Source organism: Streptomyces sp. NPDC088910, from assembly GCF_044749865.1.
Taxonomy (GTDB): Bacteria; Actinomycetota; Actinomycetes; order Streptomycetales; family Streptomycetaceae; genus Actinacidiphila.
The window spans coordinates 285,290-301,294 of sequence record NZ_JBIVIV010000012.1 but is presented as its reverse complement, the minus strand read 5'-3'; the positions used below and the strand labels follow the sequence as shown (position 1 = coordinate 301,294).

General features: G+C 72.9%; 12 protein-coding genes. 9 read left to right on the top strand and 3 right to left on the bottom strand.

Annotated elements, in window-relative coordinates; translation table 11 throughout:
* Nucleotides 1–25 precede the first annotated feature (25 nt).
* Nucleotides 26–1,255, bottom strand: coding sequence for an SAV2148 family HEPN domain-containing protein (locus tag ACIP4Z_RS26655; RefSeq protein ID WP_355338811.1), 1,230 nt, complete (start codon nt 1,253–1,255; stop codon nt 26–28).
* Between the two features lie 275 nt (nt 1,256–1,530).
* On the opposite strand from ACIP4Z_RS26655, the gene glgX reads away from it, so the two are divergent.
* The 5 genes from glgX (at nt 1,531) to ACIP4Z_RS26630 (ending at nt 9,806) form a co-directional block, all read left to right on the top strand.
* Nucleotides 1,531–3,669, top strand: a complete 2,139-nt coding sequence (gene glgX / locus ACIP4Z_RS26650; RefSeq protein ID WP_391048730.1) for a glycogen debranching protein GlgX — start codon at nt 1,531–1,533, stop codon at nt 3,667–3,669.
* A 208-nt stretch (nt 3,670–3,877) separates the two neighbouring features.
* Nucleotides 3,878–6,400 (top strand): malto-oligosyltrehalose synthase, encoded by a 2,523-nt coding sequence (gene treY, locus ACIP4Z_RS26645; protein ID WP_401312193.1) that lies wholly within the window; start codon nt 3,878–3,880, stop codon nt 6,398–6,400.
* A 288-nt stretch (nt 6,401–6,688) separates the two neighbouring features.
* Nucleotides 6,689–7,639, top strand: a complete 951-nt coding sequence (locus ACIP4Z_RS26640) for a GNAT family N-acetyltransferase (protein ID WP_401312190.1) — start codon at nt 6,689–6,691, stop codon at nt 7,637–7,639.
* 251 nt (nt 7,640–7,890) lie between these two features.
* Nucleotides 7,891–9,657 carry a malto-oligosyltrehalose trehalohydrolase gene (gene treZ, locus ACIP4Z_RS26635; RefSeq protein ID WP_401312187.1) on the top strand — a complete coding sequence of 589 codons (1,767 nt, stop codon included), beginning with the start codon at nt 7,891–7,893 and terminating at the stop codon, nt 9,655–9,657.
* On the top strand, nt 9,654–9,806 hold the full coding sequence (locus ACIP4Z_RS26630) for a hypothetical protein (protein ID WP_223186409.1): 153 nt from the start codon (nt 9,654–9,656) through the stop codon (nt 9,804–9,806). Before treZ ends, ACIP4Z_RS26630 begins: the two co-directional genes overlap by 4 nt.
* Before the next feature lie 16 nt (nt 9,807–9,822).
* Here the strand turns inward: ACIP4Z_RS26630 and ACIP4Z_RS26625 are convergent, their stop codons facing one another.
* Both ACIP4Z_RS26625 and zapE read right to left on the bottom strand, forming a co-directional pair.
* On the bottom strand, nt 9,823–10,797 hold the full coding sequence (locus ACIP4Z_RS26625) for a PPK2 family polyphosphate kinase (protein WP_401312182.1): 975 nt from the start codon (nt 10,795–10,797) through the stop codon (nt 9,823–9,825).
* 19 nt (nt 10,798–10,816) lie between these two features.
* Nucleotides 10,817–11,854, bottom strand: coding sequence for a cell division protein ZapE (gene zapE, locus ACIP4Z_RS26620; RefSeq protein ID WP_401312179.1), 1,038 nt, complete (start codon nt 11,852–11,854; stop codon nt 10,817–10,819).
* A 181-nt stretch (nt 11,855–12,035) separates the two neighbouring features.
* Here zapE and ACIP4Z_RS26615 point away from each other — a divergent pair, with 181 nt between their 5' ends.
* The 4 genes from ACIP4Z_RS26615 to msrB all read left to right on the top strand — a co-directional run bounded on the left by ACIP4Z_RS26615 (nt 12,036) and on the right by msrB (nt 15,622).
* A complete protein-coding gene (locus tag ACIP4Z_RS26615; RefSeq protein ID WP_401312176.1) occupies nt 12,036–12,797 on the top strand; it encodes a pyrimidine reductase family protein in 762 nt (253 codons plus the stop codon).
* A gap of 210 nt (nt 12,798–13,007) precedes the next feature.
* Nucleotides 13,008–13,475: an indole-3-glycerol phosphate synthase gene (locus ACIP4Z_RS26610; protein ID WP_355338685.1), complete on the top strand. Its 468-nt coding sequence runs from the start codon at nt 13,008–13,010 to the stop codon at nt 13,473–13,475.
* Nucleotides 13,476–13,812: 337 nt separating this feature from the next.
* Nucleotides 13,813–15,207 carry a UDP-N-acetylmuramate--L-alanine ligase gene (gene murC, locus ACIP4Z_RS26605; RefSeq protein ID WP_355338682.1) on the top strand — a complete coding sequence of 465 codons (1,395 nt, stop codon included), beginning with the start codon at nt 13,813–13,815 and terminating at the stop codon, nt 15,205–15,207.
* Nucleotides 15,208–15,217: 10 nt separating this feature from the next.
* Nucleotides 15,218–15,622, top strand: a complete 405-nt coding sequence (gene msrB, locus ACIP4Z_RS26600; protein WP_355338679.1) for a peptide-methionine (R)-S-oxide reductase MsrB — start codon at nt 15,218–15,220, stop codon at nt 15,620–15,622.
* Nucleotides 15,623–16,005 lie beyond the last annotated feature (383 nt).

Sequence of the window (16,005 nt, the reverse complement as noted above, 5' to 3'; positions counted from 1 at the left end):
GGCGTCCCCGCCCCTCCCCCGGAGGTCACGACACGGGACGGGAATCCGTCCAGATGCCCTCGAACTCCTCGCGGTAGACCTCGAAGAGCCCGTGTTCCGCGGGCCCTTCCTCGGCGACCACCTGCCGGGACCCGCCGCGCAGCAGCAGCACCGGCACCTCCATGCCGCGGGCCCGCCGCAGATAGGACTGCACGACGGCCAGGCCGTCGCCGGTGTCGCCGTCGACGAGGTAGGCGGTGAAGCGCGGGGTCTCGTCGAAGACCCGGATCTCGAAGGCGTCGGGGTCCCGCAGCCGGGCCCGCACCCGGCGCATGTGCATGATGTTCATCTCGACCGACCGGGCCAGCTCACCGCGCCCCAGGCCCAGTTCCCGCTCGCGGCGGCGGACCGTACTGCTCGCGGGGTTGAGGAAGAGCAGTCTGACCCGGCAGCCGGACTCGGCGAGCCGCACCAGGCGCCGCCCCGAGTAGTTCTGCACCAGCAGATTGAGGCCGATGCCTATCGCGTCGAGCCGGCGCGCGCCGGAGAACAAGTCCTCGACGGGGAGCTGCCGTTGCAGCCGCACCCGGTCCGGGTAGACGCCGATGACGTCGGAGTAGCGGTCGGCGACCAGGTCCTCGACGGCGTCCACCGGCAGCCGCTGCGCGGCCGTACGGGCGGGTCCCGCGCCCAGCAGCTCCAGCAGCTTGGCGGCGGCCCGCTCGGCCTGGTCCAGGACGGTCCTGGACAGCGCCCGGTTGCGCGAGACGACGTGCCGGGCCACCTCCAGCTCGTCCAGGGCGAGTTCGAGGTCGCGGCGGTCGTCGAAGTACGGCTCGAAGCACGGCCAGTGCTGGACGACCAGTTCGCGGAGCTGGGGCAGCGTCAGAAAGCTGAGCACATTGTCGTCGGCGGGGTCGAGCAGGAAGCCCTTACGGCGGCTCACTTCCCGTACGGCGACGGCCCGTTGCACCCATTCGTGCCCGGCCGGGCCCGCTGCGGCGACCACCCACTCCTCGCCGTGCACGGGCTCGTAGATCGGGCGCAGCACAGCGTTGACGACGGCGCGCAGGCGCTGTTCCACGAGGTTGAGCCATACGTAGGCCCGCCCGGCGCGCGTGGCGCGGGTGCGTACCTCCGACCAGGCTTCCGCGCCCCAGTCCAGCTCCGCTCCGATCTCCAGCGGCTGGGCGAGGGTGACCGCGCTCTGCACCGCCTCGGCGGCGGCACCGTCCGCGACCTGACGGTCCTCCTGATCTCCACCACCCGGGAGCATCAGACCTCCGGACGTCTCCACGCCACCCGCCTCCCACCCCCGTCCACGATCAAGGAAGGGTACTGCGGTGCAGGGTGCCCCGCAGCCCTGTTGACCCTACTTGACTACTACCGGACAAGCTCATCACCCTTGCGGTAGCTGGCTGTTGTGGCTTTGTCACCCTCGGGTGGACCAGGTGGGAGGATGCACTCTCGGCAACGAATTCGGCAACGAAGCTGGCCGGGTGCGCGGAATCGGTCCGCGCTCTCCCGGTCCGGGAGTGGAAGAGTCACGAGATGCAAGTCTGGCCGGGTCAGTCGTACCCCCTGGGTGCCACCTTCGACGGCGCGGGCACCAACTTCGCCGTCTTCTCCGAGGTGGCGTCCCGTATCGAGCTGTGCCTGCTGCACGACGACGGGTCGGAGACGGCCGTCGAGCTGCGCGAGGCGGACGCCTTCGTACGGCACGCCTACCTGCCGGGGGTGATGCCGGGTCAGCGGTACGGCTTCCGGGTGCACGGGCCCTACGACCCGCCCCGCGGCCACCGCTGCAACTCCGCGAAGCTGCTCCTCGACCCGTACGCCAAGGCGATGAGCGGCAGCATCGACTGGGACGAGGCGGTCTACGGCTACCGCTTCGGACAGCCCGACTCGCGCAACGATCTGGACTCCGCCCCGCACACCATGACGTCCGTCGTGGTGAATCCGTACTTCGACTGGGCCGACGACCGCGCCCCGCGGATCGATTATCACAAGACCATCATCTACGAGGCCCACGTCAAGGGCCTGACGATGACTCACCCGGGTCTGCCGGAGGAGATCCGCGGCACCTACGCCGCGCTGGCTCACCCGGCGGTGATCGGCCATCTGGTGGAACTCGGGGTGACGACACTGGAACTGATGCCGGTGCATCAGTTCATCCAGGACCACCGTCTGGTGGACGCGGGCCTCGCGAACTACTGGGGTTACAACACCATCGGCTTTTTCGCGCCGCACCATTCGTACTGCTCGCTGGGCGACCGGGGGCAGCAGGTGCTGGAGTTCAAGACGGCGGTCCGCGCGCTGCACCGGGCCGGGATCGAGGTGATCCTGGACGTGGTCTACAACCACACGGCCGAGGGGAGCCACCTCGGGCCGACGCTGTCGCTGCGCGGCCTGGACAACGCCTCGTACTACCGGCTCGGCGGCGACAAGCGGTACTACACGGACACCACGGGCACCGGCAACAGCCTGCTGATGCGCAGCCCGCACGTCCTCCAGCTCATCATGGACAGCCTGCGCTACTGGGTCACCGAGATGCACGTGGACGGCTTCCGTTTCGACCTCGCGGCCACGCTGGCCCGGCAGTTCCACGAGGTGGACCGGCTCTCGTCCTTCTTCGACCTGGTCCAGCAGGACCCGGTGGTCTCGCAGGTGAAGCTGATCGCCGAGCCGTGGGACGTCGGCGAGGGCGGCTACCAGGTGGGCAACTTCCCGCCCCTGTGGACCGAGTGGAACGGGAAGTTCCGCGACACGGTACGGGACCTGTGGCGCGGCGAGAGCGCCACGCTGGCCGAGTTCGGCTCCCGGCTGACCGGTTCCTCCGACCTCTACCAGGACGACGGCCGCCGCCCGTTGGCCTCGGTCAACTTCGTCACCTGCCACGACGGTTTCACGCTGCGCGACCTGGTGTCGTACAACGACAAGCACAACGACGCCAACGGCGAGAACAACCGTGACGGCGAGAGCTTCAACCGGTCCTGGAACTGCGGTACGGAGGGGCCGACGGAGGACGAGAAGGTGCGGTCGCTGCGCGGGCGGCAGATGCGCAACTTCCTCGCCACGCTGATGCTCTCGCAGGGCGTGCCGATGATCTCGCACGGCGACGAGTTCGGCCGTACCCAGAAGGGCAACAACAACGTCTACTGCCAGGACAACGAACTGGCGTGGGTGTCCTGGCCCGGCAAGCCGGACGACGGCGGGCCGAACGACGAGGCGCAGCAGTTGCACGAGTTCCTGCGCACGATGGTGTGGCTGCGGCGCGACCACGCCGTGTTCAGGCGGCGGCGCTTCTTCCACGGGCGGCCGGTCGAGGGCACGCACGACGAACTGTCGGACATCGCCTGGTTCACGCCCGAGGGGCAGGAGATGGCGCAGCGCGACTGGCAGGCGGCGCACGCCAGGTCGATGTCGGTCTTCCTCAACGGCAACGCGATCTCCGAGCCGGGGCCGCGTGGCGAGCCGGTCACCGACGACTCGTTCCTGCTGATGGTCAACGCGGCGCCGAAGCCGCAGGAGTTCGTGGTCCCGGTCAACCACGGCATGGAGTGGCAGCTCGTGGTGGACACCCAGTTGGCCGGGGGCGTCCCGCCGGGCACCGGCCAGCGCGTACAGGCCGGGGACCGGGTGGAGCTGGCCGACCGCAGCATGGTGGTGCTCCAGCGCCCGGCGCTGTAGCGGCCCGGGCGGCGCGACACGTGCTCCGTGTGTCGGCGGCGCGGCAGGTGGCCCGCGGGTCGGCGACGCGGCCGGTGGCCCGCGGGTCGGCGGCGCGGCCGGCCTGCCACGGGGAAGGACGGGCCGCTTTCGGCGATACGGACGGCGTCCGGGGAGACCCGGGCGCGTTCGGCCGCTTCACGGCCGAATCCGGGGTAGAGAAGACCTCATGACCGGACTTCCCGTGACGCCCTCCGCCACCTACCGGGTGCAGGTGCAGCCCGGCTTCACCTTCGCCGACACCGCCGCGCACGTGCCGTACCTGGCCTCGCTCGGCGTCTCGCACCTGCATCTGTCGCCGATCCTCGAAGCGGTGCCCGGCTCCACCCACGGCTACGACGTGGTGGACCACTCGCGGGTACGCGAGGAGCTGGGCGGCGAGCAGGGCCTGCGGGCGCTGTCGCACACCGCCCGCGAGCACGGCCTCGGCCTGATCCTGGACATCGTCCCCAACCACATGGCGGTGCCCGCGCCCGAACACCTCAACGGCCCGCTGTGGGAGGTGCTGCGCGACGGTCCCGGCTCCGCGTACGCCGACTGGTTCGACATCGACTGGGCCGCGCTGGGCGGCAAGGTGCTGCTGCCCGTGCTGGGCGACCCCCTGCCCGACGTCCTCGGGCAGCTCTCGGTGGTCTCCGACAAGCGCGCGGGCGGCGAGGTGCTGCGCTACTACGACCACCGGTTCCCGCTGCGGCCGGGCACGGAGAATCTGCCGCTGCCGGAACTGGTGGAGGCGCAGTGGTACCGGCTGGCGTACTGGCGGCAGGCCCGCACCGAGCTGAACTACCGCCGCTTCTTCACGATCTCCGACCTGATCGCGGTCCGCGTCGAGCGGCAGGACGTCTTCGAGGCCACCCACGCGACCGTGCTGCGGCTGCTGCGCGAAGGCGTCGCCGACGGGCTGCGGATCGACCACCCGGACGGCCTCGCCGACCCGGCGGGCTATCTGCGCCGCCTGGCCGAGGCCAGCGAGGGGCGGTGGACGGTGGTGGAGAAGATCCTCCAGCGGGACGAGGCGCTGCCCGCCGACTGGGCGTGCGCGGGCACCACCGGGTACGACGCGCTCGACCGGATCGACGGGCTGTTCACCGACCCGGCGGGCGTCGCCGAAGTGACCGACTTCTACCGGGAGTTCACCGGCGTCGAGGACAGCCGCGGCGGCCGGTGGGAGCCGACCGCGCGGCGCGCCGCCCACCGCATCGTCGGCCACGACCTCGCCGCGGAGGTCTCCCGCCTCGCGGCGAGCGCACAGCGGGCGCAGCGCCCCGGCACGGGCGGCGGGACCGAGGGGGCGGCCGGGCCGGTAACAGCCGAGCGCCAGGAGACCGACCCTTACACGGCGCCCTGTGCGACGTCCGTGCTGGAGGAGGCGCTGCGCGAGCTGCTGGTCCGTATCCCGGTGTACCGCCCGTACGTACGCCCCGGCACCCCGGCGACGCCCGGCGACACCCTGATGGTGACCGAGGCCGCCTCCAGTGCGGCGGAAAGCGCCGACGGGCGGCTCGCCCCGGCGATCGGCCTGCTGCGCGACCTCGCGCTCGGCCGCCCGGCCGAGGGCGCGACGGTGCCCGGTGAGGACGCCGACGACTTCGCCGTCCGCTTCGCGCAGGTCGCCTCCGCGCTGCACGCCAAGTCCGTCGAGGACACCGCCTTCTACCGCTACTCGCCGCTGCTGTCGCTGTGCGAGGTCGGCCGCAGCCCGGCGCATCCGGCGACGGCCCCGGAGGAATTCCACGCCTATTGCGCGCGGATCCAGCGCGACCACCCCGGTACCGGCACCGTCCTGTCCACGCACGACACCAAGCGCAGCGCCGACCTGCGGCTGCGGCTGGCCGTCCTGTCCGAACTCCCCGACGCCTGGCGGGAGTGGATGGGCGCCCGCGAGGCCCGCGCCGAGCGGTCAGGCGACGCGCCCGCGCCCGACCGGCACACCGCGTACACCGTCTTCCAGACCGGCGTCGGCCTCGGCTTCTGCCACCCGGACCGGCTGGTGCCCGCCGCCCTCAAGGCGGTCCGCGAGGCGGGCCTGCACACCTCGTGGACCGAGCAGGACGAGGCGTACGAGAAGGCCGTCACCGACTTCACCGAGCAGGGCCCGTGCGGCGCGGGCGTCTACGACGTCGGCGAATTCGTCAACTCCCTCGCCCCGTACGCCGACGCCAACGCGCTCGGCGCGGCGCTGGTGCACCTGACGATGCCGGGGGTGCCCGACGTCTACCAGAACACCGAATTCCCGGTGTACACCCTGGTCGACCCGGACAACCGCGGCCCCATGAACGGGCCGGTCGGCGGGACCCAGCGGTTCGGCGTCGACCGCACCCTGGACCGCCTGCTGGACGGCGCCGCGCCGGGCTCCTTCGACGAGGCCAAGCTGCGCCTGACCGCGGTGGCGCTCCGGCTGCGGCGCGACCGCCCCGAGTGGTACGGCCCCACCGCCTCGTACATCCCCCTCGTCGCGCAGGGTCCTGCCGGTGACCACTGCCTCGCCTTCCTGCGCGGCGGCTCCGCCCTCACCGTCGTCACCCGGCTCTCCGCCCGCCTCGCCGCGGCGGGCGGCTGGCGCGAGGCGTCGCTGCCGCTCCCTCCGGGCCGCTGGCACGACCGCCTGGGCGGCGGGACGTACGAGGGCGCGGCCCCGCTGGCCGAACTGCTGGGCCGCAGCCCTGTGGCCCTGCTGACCCCGGAGAGGTGAGCGCGGAGAGGTGAGCCCGGCGGGGTGAGCCCGGCGGGCTGAGCCGCCCACGCCCGCTCCCGCGCACCCGCGTCGCCATCCCGACAAGGCCGCCGCGTAATAACCGGTGGCCTTGTCGGCCGTCGCCCGCCTAGGGTGCTGATCACGCCCGTGACCGGACGAGAAGGAGGCGAGAGCGATGACGTACATCACTGTGCCGCGCTCCCGCCCCTCCGCAGGGCGTCCGTAGATCCACGGGGAGATGGTCCCGGGAGCGCTCCGTCGAACTCCCGAAGGAATCGCTTCACCATGTCCGATCTGGTTTTCCGCCCGCTGGTCGCGGGCGAGTCCGCCCTGTTCAACTCCCTTGCCGAGACGGCATCCGGCACGCGTACCGGCACCGGTGACGCGTCCGTCGGCCGCGCCCTGCTCGGCCAGTCCTTCGCGACCCTCGACGCGGGCGGCGAGTACCGGCCCGAGTGGTCGTGGGTCGCGCTGCGCGGCGCGAAGGTCGTCGCGCGGGCCGCGTGGTGGGCCAAGCCCGAGGACAGCGAGCCGCTGGCCCTGGACTGGTTCGACTTCGCCGAGGGCGAAGCCGAGGCGGCCACCGAACTGCTGCGCGCCGCGCCGCTGAACACCGAGTACAGCCTGCTGCTGCCGCCCGACTGGCGCGAGCGCCCCGACGTGACGGCGGCGGCGCGGAGCCGCGCGGCGGCCGTCGAGGCCGCGGGGCTGCGCGAGTTGGTCGAGCGGTACCGCTACGAGTGGACGGCGGACTGCCCGCTGCCGCCGCGCACCGGGCGTCTTGAGTACCGGCCCGAGCCGGACGACACCGCCTTCCGGGCCGTCATGGCCCGCATCATGGAGGGCACCCTCGACGCCCACGACCGCCGGATGATCGCCGAACAGGGCCTGGAGGCCGCCCTCGACGAGACCATCGGCTTCTTCGACTGGTTCCCCTCGCCCGCCGACTGGCGGCGGGTGGCGTACACCCCGGACGGCGAGGTGGCCGGGCTGCACGTGCCCGCGCGCAATCCGGCCGGCCCGTGCATCGGCTTCATCGCCGTGGTGCCCGAGCAGCGAGGCCGTGGTTACTCGTACGACCTGCTGGTCGAGTGCACTCACGACCTGGTCGACCGCGGCGCGGTCAAGGTCGCGGCGGCCACCGACCGGACGAATGTCCCGATGGCGCGGAATTTCGCGAAGGCGGGGTACCCGATCGTTCAGGAGCGGATCGACTTCGTCCCCGACGCAGTGTGATGTTCCCCCGCTGATCCGCTCGCGGTGATGCGGGAGGCCGTTCCGTGGGCATGCATGTGCCCGGGGTCCGTGGCGCGGCCACGGCCCCGGGCACCCGCGAGGAACGGCCTCGGGGGCGCCCGCACAGAAGACCGCCGTACAGAAGACTGCCGTACAGAAGACCGCCGTACCGCCGTACAGAAGAACGCTGTACGGAGAACTTCCGCGCGGAAGACCGCCGCGCGGAAGACCGAAGACGCTGAACGAACCGGATGACGAGACGGGAGCCGTGGGTGCTGTTCGAGGTGTGGGCGCCGGATGCCCAGCAGGTGGAGATCCTGATCGACGACCGCACACGGCACGGCCTCGGCCCCGACCCGGCGCGGGCCGGCTGGTGGCGCGCGGAGGTGTCCGCCGGGCCGGGCACGCGGTACGCGTATCTGCTCGACGGCGGTCCGCCGCTGCCCGATCCGCGCTCGCGCCGCCAGCCGGAGGGCCCGGACGGGCCGAGCGCCGTCGTCGACCACGACGCGTTCGCCTGGACGGTGCCGTGGCCGGGCCGCGCGCTGCCCGGCGCGGTGGTCTACGAACTGCACGTCGGCACCTTCACCCCCGAGGGCACCTTCGACGCGGCGATCGAGCGGCTGCCGCACCTGGCCCGGCTGGGCATCACGCACATCGAGCTGATGCCGGTGTGCCCGTTCCCCGGCACCAACGGCTGGGGGTACGAGGGCGTGTCGCTGTGGGCGGTGCACGAGCCGTACGGCGGCCCCGAGGGAATGAAGCGATTTGTCGACGCGGCGCACAAGCAGTGCCTGGGCGTCGTCCTCGACGTGGTCCACAACCACCTGGGCCCGTCGGGCAACCATCTGCCGCCGTTCGGCCCGTACTTCACCGACCGGCACCACACCCCCTGGGGCGACGCGGTCAATCTGGACGCGCCCGGCTCCGACGAGGTGCGGGACTTCCTGATCGGCAGCGCGCTGTCGTGGCTGCGCGACTACCGGCTCGACGGGCTGCGGCTCGACGCCGTCCACGCGCTGGTGGACACGCGCGCCCTGCACTTCCTCGAGGAGCTGTCGACGGCCGTGGACGGGCTGTCAGCCGCGCTCGGCCGCCCGCTGTTCCTGATCGCCGAGTCCGATCTGAACGACCCGCGGACGACGGCCCCGCGCCAGGCGGGCGGCCTCGGCCTGCACGCCCAGTGGAGCGACGACTTCCACCACGCCCTGCACGCGGCCGTCACCGGCGAGGCGCAGGGCTATTACGCGGATTTCGCCGCCGCCGGGCCCGCCGCGGTGGCCAAGACGCTCACCGGGGGCTTCTTCCACGACGGCAGTTGGTCCTCCTTCCGCGGCCGGCACCACGGCCGCCCGCTGGACCGGGCCGCCGCGCCCGCCCACCGGCTGCTGGGCTACGCGCAGACGCACGACCAGATCGGCAACCGCGCGACCGGCGACCGGCTCACCCCTGACCAGCTCACCGTGGCCGCGGCCCTCGTCCTGACCTCGCCGTTCACCCCGATGCTCTTCATGGGCGAGGAGTGGGGCGCGGGCACGCCCTGGCAGTTCTTCACCGACCACGACGACCCGGAGCTGGGCGCGGCCATCACGCGCGGGCGGCGCCGCGAATTCGCCGACCACGGCTGGGCGGAGGAGGACGTGCCCGATCCGCAGGACCACGCGACCCGGGACCGCTCGTGCCTGGACTGGGCCGAGCCGGACAAGGCGGGGCACCGCGAGCTGCTGGAGTGGTACCGCGGGCTGATCGCGCTTCGCAGGTCGGAGCCCGCCCTGACCGATCCCCAGCTCGACACGGTCGCGGCGACCGCGGGCGGCCGGACGCTGCGGCTGGCCCGCGGCCCCTTCCGTACGGTCGTGAACTTCTCCGACGCGCCCGCGCGGGTGCCGCTGGACGTGCCGTGCGAGGTGGTGCTGGCCCGGCCGTCGTGCAAGGTGCTGCCGGGCCCGGACGCGGCCGTCCAGCTTCCGCCCCGGGGGGCCGCCGTGCTGCGCGCCCGCGTTACGGTGAACGGGTGACACAGACGACCCCGACGCCCGACGCGGAAGCCCTCGCGGACTGCGTGCTGTGCGGCGAGCCGACCGAGTATCCGGCGAGCACGCGCGGCGCGACGTACTGCCCGGTGTGCGAGTGGCAGGAGGCGCAGCGCACCGCGTGCTCCGGCTAGGACCGGGGCACGCGGGTCAGGTCTTGAGGAGCGCGACGCGGTTCTCCTCGATGTCGAAGTCGGCCTTCGGATAGGCCGGGTCGATCAGTTCGAGGTGTTCGAGCAGCAGCTTGGCGACCGCCCAGTTCCGGTACCACTTGCGGTCGGACGGCACGACGTGCCAGGGCGCGGCGTCGGTCGAGCAGCGCTCCAGGGCCACCTCGTACGCCTTCTGGTACGCGGGCCACAGCGCGCGCTCGCTGATGTCACCGGGGTTGAACTTCCAGTGCTTGTCCGGGTTGTCGAGCCGCTTCAGCAGCCGCTCGCGCTGCTTGTCGTAGCTGATGTGCAGGAAGACCTTGACGACGGTGACGCCGTCGTCGGCGAGCGACTGCTCGAAGCGGTTGATGACGCTGTAGCGGCGGCTCCAGGTGGCGCGCGGCACGAGGTCGCGCACGCGGGCGATCAGCACGTCCTCGTAGTGCGAACGGTCGAAGACGCCCAGCTCGCCGGGCCGGGGCAGCGCGCGGCGGATGCGCCACAGGAAGGGGTGCTGACGCTCCTCCTCGGTGGGCGCCTTGAACGCGGTGACGCGGATGCCCGACGGGTTCAGCCCGGAGGACACGTGCTTGACGGTGCCGCCCTTGCCCGAGGTGTCCATGCCCTGGAGCACCAGCAGCACGCAGTGCGGGTCGCCCGCGGTGCTCTGCGCCCACAGCCGCTCCTGGAGCTCGGCCAGCCGGGCGCGCAGCTCCGCGGTCGCGGCCAGGGCCGTCGCCTTGTCGCGCGGGCCGCCGGGGGTCGCGGAGGGGTCGTACGCCCGCAGGTTGACCGGTCCGCCGCCGGGCGGCACGCGCAGCAGGGAGCGCAGGCCCGGGTCCTTCTGCGCCTTCTTGGCGGCGGCGTCGGCGTGCTTGCCGCCCCGGCCGTCCTCGTGCGCGTGCCGGTCCACGTGCGCGTGCTCGGCGCCGTGCTTGCCGTTGCCCTTGTCCTTGCTCCCGCTCTTGGCCATGCACCGATCCTGCGCCGGATCAGCGGTCTCCGCCAGTGCCGGTCAGCTTCTCGGCGTCCCGCGCGAGCGCGGTGAGCCGGGAGACGGCGCGGAAGTACTTCTTGCGGTAGCCGCCCGCCAGCATGTCCTGGCCGAAGACGCGGTCGAAGGGCACGCCGGAGGCCAAGACGGGGATCTCGCGGTCGTAGAGCCGGTCGGCGAGCACCACCAGGCGCAGCGCGGTCGCCTGGTCGGTGACGGGTTCCACGCCGCGCAGGAAGACGGCGCCGACGCCGTCGCAGAGCGCGCCGTAGCGGCTGGGGTGGACGGTGGCCAGGTGCGCGGCCAGCGCGCCGAAGTCGTCGAGCGCGGCGCCGGGTGTGACGGCCGCGGCGGCGGTGACCTGCTCGTCGGTGTGCGGGGTCGGCGCCTCGGGCAGGCCGCGGTGCCGGTAGTCCTCGCCGTCGATCCGCAGGCTGGTGAAGCGGGCGGACAGGCCCTGGATCTCCCGCATGAAGTCGGCGGAGGCGAAGCGGCCCTCGCCGAGCTTGCCGGGCAGCGTGTTCGACGTCGCCGCCAGCCGTACGCCCGCGTCGGCGAGCTTGCCGAGGAGCGTGGACACCAGCACCGTGTCGCCCGGGTCGTCCAGTTCGAACTCGTCGATGCAGACCAGCCGGTGGTCGCTGAGCGCCGCCACCGCGTGCTGGAAGCCGAGGGCGCCGACCAGATTGGTCAGCTCCACGAACGTGCCGAACGCCTTGCGCTCGGCGGGCGCCGGGGTGGCGTGCCACAGCGACGCCAGCAGGTGGGTCTTGCCGACGCCGTAACCGCCGTCGAGGTAGACCCCGCCGGGGCCGCCGGGCGCGGACGCCGCCCGCCGGAACCACCGCTTGGGCGTCGGCGCGGCCGTCAGCGACGCCGCGAAACCGGCCAGGGCCCGTACGGCCGCGGCCTGGCTGGGCTGATTCGGGTCGGGCACGTAGGTCTCGAACCTGACGCCGTCGAACCGCGGCGGCGGCACCATCTCCGCCACCAATCGCTCCACCGGCACATGCGGCGTGCGCGCGCTGAGTGACACGGGCCCGCCATCGCCGCCTATCGCGGCACTCCCAGACGAAACGACAGAGGTCGACACAGCTCACCAGCGTAGTGCCTCCCGGTTCCGCCCCCGCCGGCATGTGTCCGACCCCACGCGTACGGGGGCGGCGGGCCGAGGGCGCCGACCGGCCCGTAGCGGCGCGGCGTGGGAGACTTCGGGGATGCGACGGCTCTATCCCGTAGCGGGAGCGAACGATTCGGCCGGGCTGGAGACCCCGCTCGGCCTGGCGGACGCGTACGCGTACCCCGAACGGGGAGCGGGCCCGTACCTCCGGGCCAACATGGTGTCGTCGCTGGACGGCGCGGCCCGGTACGACGGCAGGTCGGCGCCGCTGTCGTCGGAGGCGGACATGCGGGTCTTCGGCGTGCTGCGCGCGCTGGCCGACGTGGTGCTGGTGGGTGCGGAAACGGTTCGCCTGGAGGGTTACAGGCCCGCGAGGGCCCGCGAGGTGTTCGCGGCGCGCAGGGCGGCGGACGGCCAGACCCCGGCCGCCGCCGTCGCGGTGATCAGCCGCGGACTCGATCTGGACTTCACGACACCGCTGTTCACCGCGCCGGTCACCCCCACCCTGGTGCTGACCGGCGCGTCGCCGCCCGCCGACCGTGTCGCCGCCGCCCGCGCGGCGGGCGCCCATGTGGTCGTCGCGGGCGACGGCGAAGGCGTCGACCCGGTCCGCGCGGTGCGCGAGTTGGCCGCGCTGGGCCACACGCGGCTGCTCCACGAGGGCGGCCCGCGGGTCCTCGCGCAGTTCGCCGCGGCCGGCACGCTGGACGAACTGTGCCTGACCGTCGCCCCGGTGCTCGGGGGCGGCGACGCGCCCCGGATCATGCACGGCCCCGACGTTCCGGGCCCGGCCCGCCTCGTCCCGCGCTCCGTCCTGGAGGAGGACGGCTTCCTGTTCACCCGTTACGTCCGGGCCTGACCGCCCGACCGTCCCACCGACACACCTCATGCCACCCACCTGACCAGCGGCGCGCCGCACGGTGGAACCGCGACCGAAAAAAGCGGATTCCCTCGTTCCGTTTCGCTCCGCGCGGGAACACTTACCCGAGTGCCCCGCGAAGATCGGGGCAGGATCGTTCCAACGCCGGCCCGGTGGCCCCGACGAAGCACGAGAAAGAAGGACGCGTCCGTGTTCACGACCGTACTCATGATCGAGAAGCCGCTCGCACCGGCCGACGTGGAGCTCGTCACCTCTCTCCACGGCGACGAGCAGGTCTCCTTCGTCGTGCTCATGCAGCCACGCGGCGACCAGGACCGGCTGTTGCGGGCCGTGGACGACGTGGCGCTCGGCTATCTGGATGACGCCGCGCACGAGGACCGCGAGCCGGAGGGCGACGACGCCACCCCGGTCGCGGAGCGGGCCCTGGCGCACTCCCTGGAGGCGCTGCGCGCCTCCGGCGCGGAGGCGGTGGGCCGGATCGTCGACAAGCACCCGCTCGACCTGCTGCGCACGGTCGTCGAGGAGACCAACGCCGACGAGGTCATCGTGCTCACCGCGCCGCACTTCGTGGAGGAGTTCTTCCACCGCGACTGGACGTCGCGGGCGCGGCACAAGGTGGGGGTGCCGGTGCTGAAGCTCTTCGCCGAGCACGATTAGGCGCAGCGGGCGATGAGGCGGCGAGCGCGGTGAGCCGCAGGGCACGATGAGGCGCAGGGCACGATGAGGCGGCGAGCGCGGTGAGCGCGGCGAGGCGGTGCCGCGCCGCCCGGCGGCTCGGGCGTCGTGTGTCCCGGGCGCCCCTTGCAGAAACGTCTCGCCGGGCAGGGGGTGCCACGGGTGCGTGGTCAGGGTCGGCGCGCGGTGCTACGGGTGCGCGGGCAGCGCCGGCGGAAGGTGCCACGGGCGCGCGGGCAGAGTCGTCCGCGCGCCCGGAGGTGCGAGAATCAGGACCCGGTCAATAAACGAACCACGCACATCTCCGGGAGACCTCCGTATGAGCCCGTCCGTTCCCCCCGCCATGGACCGACCGCACTTCATCGGCATCGGCGGCGCCGGAATGTCGGGGATCGCGAAGATCCTCGCGCAGCGCGGGGCGCGGGTGGCGGGCAGTGACTCACGTGAGTCGGAGACGGCGGGCGCGCTGCGCGCGCTCGGCGTGACCGTGCACATCGGCCACGACGCGGCGCACCTGGCGCAGGACGCCACCTCGGTGGTCGTCTCCAGCGCGATCCGCCCGGAGAATCCGGAGCTGGCGGCGGCCCGCGAGCGCGGCGTCCCCGTCGTGCACCGCAGTGACGCGCTGGCCGCGCTGATGGAGGGCACCCGGCCGATCGCGGTCGCGGGCACCCACGGCAAGACCACCACCACCTCGATGCTGGCGGTCGCGCTGACGGCGCTCGGCAGCGAGCCGTCGTACGCGATCGGCGGCGACCTGGACGCGCCCGGCTCGAACGCGCACCACGGCGGCGGCGAAATCTTCGTCGCGGAGGCCGACGAGAGCGACCGCAGCTTCCACACGTACGCGCCCGAGGTCGCGATCATCCTCAACGTGGAGCTCGACCACCACGCCAACTACGCCTCGATGGACGAGATCTACGACTCCTTCGAGACCTTCGTCGGCAAGATCCGCCCCGGCGGCACGCTGGTGATCTCCGCCGACCAGCCGGGCGCCGTCGAGCTGACGAAGCGGGTACGGGACATCGGCGGTCTGACGATCGTGACGGTCGGCGAGGCCGAGACCGCAGACGTACGCATCACGAAGATCAACCCGCGCGGGCTGACCAGCGAGGTCACCGTCGTCATCGACGGCCGCCCGCTGACCTTCACCGTCTCCGTGCCGGGCCGCCACTACGCGCACAACGCCGTCGCCGCGCTCGCCGCGGGCACCGCGATCGGCGCCCCGACCCGGAATCTGGCCTCGGCCCTCGCGAAGTACACCGGCGTCAAGCGGCGCCTCCAGCTCAAGGGCGAGGCGGCGGGCGTCCAGGTCATCGACTCCTACGCCCACCACCCGACCGAGATGGCCGCCGACCTGGAGGCGATCCGCGGCGCCGCCGGGGACGCCCGCGTCCTGGTCGTCTTCCAGCCGCACCTCTTCAGCCGCACCCGCGAGCTGGCCACCGAGATGGGCGCCGCCCTCGCCCTCGCCGACGCCTCCGTCGTCCTCGACATCTACCCGGCCCGCGAGGACCCGATCCCCGGTGTGACCAGCGCACTCATCATCGACGCGGCCCGCGCGGCGGGCGCCGACGTGACCGCGGAGCACGACAAGCAGGCGGTACCGGACGTGGTCGCAGGAATGGCGAAGCCGGGTGATCTCGTTCTCACCATGGGCGCGGGCGACGTGACCGACCTCGGTCCCCTGATTCTCGCCCGCCTCGGCAGCTGAGGAGACCTCCATGTCCTACGAAGTCAGCAAGTCCGACGAGCAGTGGCGCGCCGAGCTGTCGCCGGAGGAGTACGCGGTCCTGCGCAAAGCCGGCACCGAGCGGCCCTTCGTCGGCGAGTACACCGACACGAAGACGACCGGCGTCTACGCCTGCCGTGCGTGCGGCGCCGAGCTCTTCCGCTCCGACACCAAATTCGAGTCCCACTGCGGCTGGCCCTCCTTCTACGACCCCGCCGACACCGACGCCGTCGAACTCATCGAGGACCGCACCCTCGGGATGACCCGCGTCGAGGTCCGCTGCGCCCGCTGCGGCTCCCACCTGGGCCACGTCTTCGAAGGCGAGGGCTACGGCACACCGACCGACCAGCGCTACTGCATCAACTCCATCTCCCTGACCTTGACCCCCACGGAGTAACCCCTCCGGGGGGTGCCGTGCGCCTCCGGCGGGGGGCAGCCGTTCAGCGCCGCGGGGACGCGCGACCAGCCCCCGCGGCGGAACGGGCCCCGAAGGGGCGCTGGGGGCACCTCCCGGCCGAAGGCTGGGGGAGGAACTGCGCGACCCGCCACGACGGCGGGGCACCATCCCCACAGACGGAACGGGCCCCGAAGGGGCGCTGGGGGCACCTCCCGGCCGAAGGCTGGGGGAGGAACTGCGCGACCAGCCCCCACCGGCCGGTGGTCCGGAGACAACCGAACCGCCCCGCCGGGGCGGGCGGTGCCCCTGCGGGAGCATCGTGGCTGGCCCGACGACATCGGCGGGCGCCACCGGTTCCGGCGTGGCCGCCGCGGCCGCCGCCG